A 5353-nucleotide genomic window follows, 5' to 3' on the forward strand; every position below is an offset into this window, starting at 1 on the left:
CCGAGGATCAGGCTCAGATGAACGAGTTGATCTGGATCGTCTCGTCGCGGCCCGGGCCGACGCCGATGGCCGAGATCGGCGCGCCCGACATCTCCTCCAGCGCCTTCACGTACGCCTGGGCGTTCTTCGGCAGCTCGGCGAAGGTCTTCGCCTTGCTGATGTCCTCGGTCCAGCCCGGCAGCGTCTCGTAGATCGGCTTGGCGTGGTGGAAGTCCGACTGGTTGTAGGGGAGCTCCTCGACGCGCTTGCCGTCGATCTCGTACGCGACGCAGACCGGGATCTGCTCCCAGCCGGTCAGCACGTCCAGCTTGGTGAGGAAGAAGTCGGTGAGGCCGTTGACCCGGGTCGCGTAGCGCGCGATGACGGCGTCGAACCAGCCGCAGCGGCGGTCGCGGCCGGTGGTGACACCGCGCTCGCCACCGATCCGGCGCAGCGCCTCGCCGTCCTCGTCGAGCAGCTCGGTCGGGAACGGGCCGGAGCCGACGCGGGTGGTGTAGGCCTTGAGGATGCCGATGACCCGGTCGATCTTGGTCGGGCCGATGCCGGCGCCGGTGCAGGCGCCGCCCGCGGTCGGGTTCGACGAGGTCACGAAGGGGTACGTGCCGTGGTCGACGTCGAGCAGGGTGCCCTGGCCGCCCTCCAGCAGGACGACCTTGTTCGCCTTGAGGGCCTCGTCCAGGACGAGGGTGGTGTCGGCGAGGAAGGGCTTGATCTTCTCCGCGTAGCCCAGGTACTCCTCGACCACCAGGTCGGCCGGGATGGTGCGGCGGTTGTACAGCTTGACCAGGATCTGGTTCTTGTCGTGCAGCGCCGCCTCGATCTTCTGGCGCAGGATCGACTCGTCGAACAGGTCCTGGACCCGGATGCCGACGCGGTTGATCTTGTCCGCGTAGGTCGGGCCGATGCCGCGGCCGGTGGTGCCGATCCGGCGCTTGCCGAGGAAGCGCTCGGTGACCTTGTCCAGGGTGCGGTGGTACGGCGTGATCAGGTGGGCGTTGCCCGAGATCAGCAGCTTGGAGGTGTCGATGCCGCGGTCGTTCAGGCCGGCCAGCTCGGAGAGCAGCACGGCCGGGTCGATCACGACGCCGTTGCCGATCACCGGCGTCACGTTCGGGCTGAGGATGCCGGAGGGGAGCAGGTGCAGGGCGTACTTCTGGTCACCGATGACCACCGTGTGACCGGCGTTGTTGCCGCCCTGGTAGCGGACCACGTAGTCCACGGAGCCACCGAGGAGGTCGGTGGCCTTCCCCTTGCCCTCGTCTCCCCACTGAGCGCCAACGAGCACGAGTGCCGGCACAGGCGTACACCCCTTCCGGTTGGGGCATCCTGCGTAGGCCGCAGTCTGCCCCGAGATAGACGAAGCCCCTGGCGCAATGGCGCAAGGGGCTCTTGCACCGAGAGATTACCTGAGGAAGGACCGGTCGTGTCGTCCCTGTCCACGCCTGCTACCGGCGGCCCGGAGCCGCTCCTGCTGCTCCTCGACCCGGTGGCCCGGCAGACCGACGGCGAGTCGGTGCGGATCGCGAAGGACGTGCTCTGCGGGGGAGCGGACGTCAAGGTGGTCTTTCCGGAGAGCCCTACCGAGCTCGACCGGGTGCTTTCGCACCGGGGCCGGAGGCGACCGGTGGTGATCGGTTCCGACTTCGCGCTGCAGCGGGTGCTCCAGGCCCTGCACCGCCAGCGTGAGCTGGGCGACGAACCGGTGGGGATGGTTCCGGTCGGCCGCTCGGAGGAACTGGTCGCGGCCCGCGCGCTCGGCGTGCCGGGGGAGCCGGTCCGGGCCGCGCGGGCGGTGCTCTCGGGCGCGCCGCGCCGGCTGGACCTGCTGGTCGACGACGGCGGCGGGGTGGCGCTGGGCGGGGTGCGGATCACCGGCGGGGCCGCGCGCCGTCCGGTGGGCCGTCCGGGTGGCTGGCGTTCGCTATGGGCGAAACTGGCTGCGGCCGAGCAGGCGAACGCACTCACCCCGGACGGCACCGACCACGGCTCCCGGGTCCGGGTCGAGGCCGACGGCCGGCTGCTCGCGGACGTCCACCGTCCGGTCCGGCTGGTCCAGGTCACGCTCCCGACCGGCGCCTCGGACGGGACGGGCGAGATGGAGGTGGTGGTCGCCGCCTCCGGTGCCCTGGTGCGCGCCCGGGCGGCGAGCGTCTCGGTGGTCGGGCGCGGCTTCGGCTACGAGGCGGACGGCCACCCGGTCGGCCCGGTCCGGGCCCGGACCTGGACGGTGCACCCGGGGGCCTGGGGCCTGCTGCTGCCGGCGGCCTGACGAGCGGGCCACCGGCGGGTGACCGGCGGAGGAACCCCGGGTGAGCAGGCTCACGTTCGTCCGCGCCCCGACCCCCGCCGCCGCGCACACCGAACTCCCCAACAGGCGCGAACCGCAAGGCCAACCGCCACGCGCCGGAATTCCCCCCACCCGAAATGCCGGGCCGGTAAGGGGTTTTGTCTACGCGCGTTAACTCGCGATCGCGGGACAAAGCCGCAGTCCCGGGGTCCGGAAGCCCGGGTCAACTGCCCTAGACTCGAAGGCGTGCCACGTGGTGACGGAAGACTCAACCACGATCTTCTTCCCGGTGAGAAAGGCCCCCAGGACGCTTGTGGCGTCTTCGGTGTCTGGGCTCCCGGCGAGGAGGTCGCCAAGCTCACGTTCTTCGGCCTTTACGCCCTGCAGCACCGCGGTCAGGAATCCGCGGGCATCGCAGTGAGCAACGGCTCCCAGATTCTCGTCTTCAAGGACATGGGGCTCGTCTCCCAGGTCTTCGACGAGGCCTCGCTGGGGTCCTTGCACGGGCATATCGCCGTCGGACACGCCCGCTACTCGACCACCGGTTCCTCGGTCTGGGAGAACGCCCAGCCGACCTTCCGGGCGACCGTTCACGGTTCGCTGGCCCTCGGGCACAACGGAAACCTGGTGAACACCGCCGAACTGGCGGCCATGGTCGCCGAACTGCCCGGCGAGGAGCACGTCTCGCGCTCCGGCCGGAACGCCGCGACCAACGACACCGACCTGGTGACGGCCCTGCTCGCCGGCCACCCGGACCTCTCCATCGAGGAGACGGCCAAGGTCGTGCTGCCCAAGGTCAAGGGCGCGTTCTCGCTCGTCTTCATGGACGAGCACACCCTCTACGCCGCCCGTGACCCGCAGGGCATCCGCCCGCTGGTGCTCGGCCGGCTGGAGCGCGGCTGGGTGGTCGCCTCCGAGACGGCGGCGCTGGACATCTGCGGCGCCTCCTTCATCCGCGAGGTCGAGCCGGGCGAGCTCATCGCCATCGACGAGAACGGCATGCGCAGCTCGCGGTTCGCCGAGGCCAAGCCCAAGGGCTGCGTCTTCGAGTACGTCTACCTGGCCCGCCCCGACACCTCCATCGCCGGCCGCAACGTGCACCTCTCCCGCGTGGAGATGGGCCGCCGGCTGGCCAAGGAGGCGCCCGTCGAGGCCGACCTGGTGATAGCGACGCCCGAGTCCGGCACCCCCGCCGCGATCGGCTACGCCGAGGCCAGCGGCATCCCGTACGGCTCCGGCCTGGTGAAGAACGCCTACGTGGGCCGCACCTTCATCCAGCCCAGCCAGACCATCCGCCAGCTCGGCATCCGGCTCAAGCTCAACCCGCTGCGCGAGGTCATCGCCGGCAAGCGCCTGGTGGTCGTGGACGACTCGATCGTGCGCGGCAACACCCAGCGCGCGCTGGTGAAGATGCTGCGCGAGGCCGGCGCCGCCGAGGTGCACATCCGGATCTCCTCGCCGCCGGTGAAGTGGCCCTGCTTCTTCGGCATCGACTTCGCCACCCGCGCGGAGCTGATCGCCAACGGCATGACCATCGAGGAGATCGGCCGCACGCTCGGCGCGGACTCGCTCTCCTACATCTCGATCGACGGCATGATCGAGGCCACCAAGCAGCCCAAGGACCGGCTCTGCCGGGCCTGCTTCGACGGCGAGTACCCGATGGAGCTGCCGGACCCGGCGCTGCTCGGCAAGCTCCTGCTGGAGGCCGAGATCAAGGGCGGCCAGCAGCCGCCGGCCGTCCGCGGCAAGCCGACCAGCGGCAGCGACCTGGACGGCGTCCAGTCGCTGCTCGGCGGGGCGGGCGCGGCCGACGCGCTGCGCCGCCCGTAACGAACCGACGGTGGGGTCCCGCGAACCGGGGCCCCACCGCTGTTCCACCCCCGCAGTACCCGAACCCCCAGACCCGAGAGGGCCGCACGCAGTGACCTCCAACCAGAACGGCGCCACCTACGCCGCCGCCGGTGTCGACATCGAGGCGGGCGACCGCGCCGTCGAGCTCATGAAGCAGTGGGTGAAGAAGGCCAACCGCCCCGAGGTGGTCGGCGGTCTCGGCGGCTTCGCCGGCCTCTTCGACGCGTCCGCCTTCAAGAACTACGAGCGGCCGCTGCTGGCCTCGGCCACCGACGGCGTGGGGACCAAGGTGGCCATCGCGGCCGCCATGGACAAGCACGACACCATCGGCCACGACCTGGTCGGCATGGTCGTCGACGACCTGGTGGTCTGCGGCGCCGAGCCGCTGTTCATGACCGACTACATCTGTGTCGGCAAGGTCGTCCCGGAGCGGGTCGCCGCGATCGTCAAGGGCATCGCCGAGGGCTGCGCGCTGGCCGGCTGCGCCCTGGTCGGCGGCGAGACCGCCGAGCACCCGGGCCTGCTGGGCCCGGACGAGTACGACGTCGCGGGCGCCGGCACCGGTGTGGTGGAGGCCGACGCGCTGCTCGGCGCGGACCGGGTCCGGGCCGGCGACGTGGTGATCGCGATGGCGGCCTCCGGCCTGCACTCCAACGGCTACTCGCTGGTCCGCCACGTGCTGCTGAACGAGGCCGGCTGGAAGCTGGACCGCAAGGTCGAGGAGTTCGGCCGGACGCTCGGCGAGGAACTGCTGGAGCCGACCCGGATCTACTCGCTGGACTGCCTGGCGCTCACCCGCGCCACCGAGGTGCACGCCTTCTCGCACGTCACCGGCGGCGGCCTGGCGGCCAACCTGGCCCGGGTCGTCCCGGACGGCCTGCACGCCCGCCTGGACCGCGGCACCTGGACCCCGCTGCCGGTCTTCCGGACCGTCGCCGAGGTCGGCAAGGTGGCCACCCTGGAGATCGAGAAGACGCTGAACATGGGCGTCGGCATGGTCGCGGTCGTCCCGCCGCACTCGGTGGACGCCGTGCTGTCGATCCTGGAGGACCGCGGCGTGGAGGCCTGGCTGCTCGGCGACATCGTCGAGCGCGGCGAGGAGCACGAGGGCGGCGCGGCCCTCTACAACGCCTACGAGGGCTTCCGGGCGAACTGACCCGGCCCGTGAGACGACGGAAGGGCCCCTCCGGAGCTCCGGAGGGGCCCTTCCGCGTG

The 5353-nt window shown here is 71.3% G+C and carries 4 protein-coding genes; 3 read left to right on the forward strand and 1 reads right to left on the reverse strand.

The window, feature by feature from the left end:
• Positions 1–13 precede the first annotated feature (13 nt).
• Positions 14–1297: an adenylosuccinate synthase gene (locus ACFU6K_RS30425; RefSeq protein WP_380668426.1), complete on the reverse strand. Its 1284-nt coding sequence runs from the start codon at positions 1295–1297 to the stop codon at positions 14–16.
• A 126-nt stretch (positions 1298–1423) separates the two neighbouring features.
• Between ACFU6K_RS30425 and ACFU6K_RS30430 the strand changes: the two genes are divergently transcribed.
• From ACFU6K_RS30430 to purM, 3 genes are all read left to right on the forward strand, one after another.
• Entirely contained in the window at positions 1424–2269 is an 846-nt protein-coding gene (locus ACFU6K_RS30430) for a diacylglycerol kinase (RefSeq protein WP_380668428.1), read from the forward strand.
• 264 nt (positions 2270–2533) lie between these two features.
• On the forward strand, positions 2534–4117 hold the full coding sequence (purF, locus tag ACFU6K_RS30435) for an amidophosphoribosyltransferase (protein WP_049654084.1): 1584 nt from the start codon (positions 2534–2536) through the stop codon (positions 4115–4117).
• A gap of 91 nt (positions 4118–4208) precedes the next feature.
• Entirely contained in the window at positions 4209–5294 is a 1086-nt protein-coding gene (gene purM / locus ACFU6K_RS30440; RefSeq protein ID WP_049654082.1) for a phosphoribosylformylglycinamidine cyclo-ligase, read from the forward strand.
• Positions 5295–5353 lie beyond the last annotated feature (59 nt).

Source organism: Kitasatospora sp. NPDC057512, from assembly GCF_042802135.1.
In the GTDB taxonomy this organism is placed as follows: domain Bacteria; phylum Actinomycetota; class Actinomycetes; order Streptomycetales; family Streptomycetaceae; genus Kitasatospora.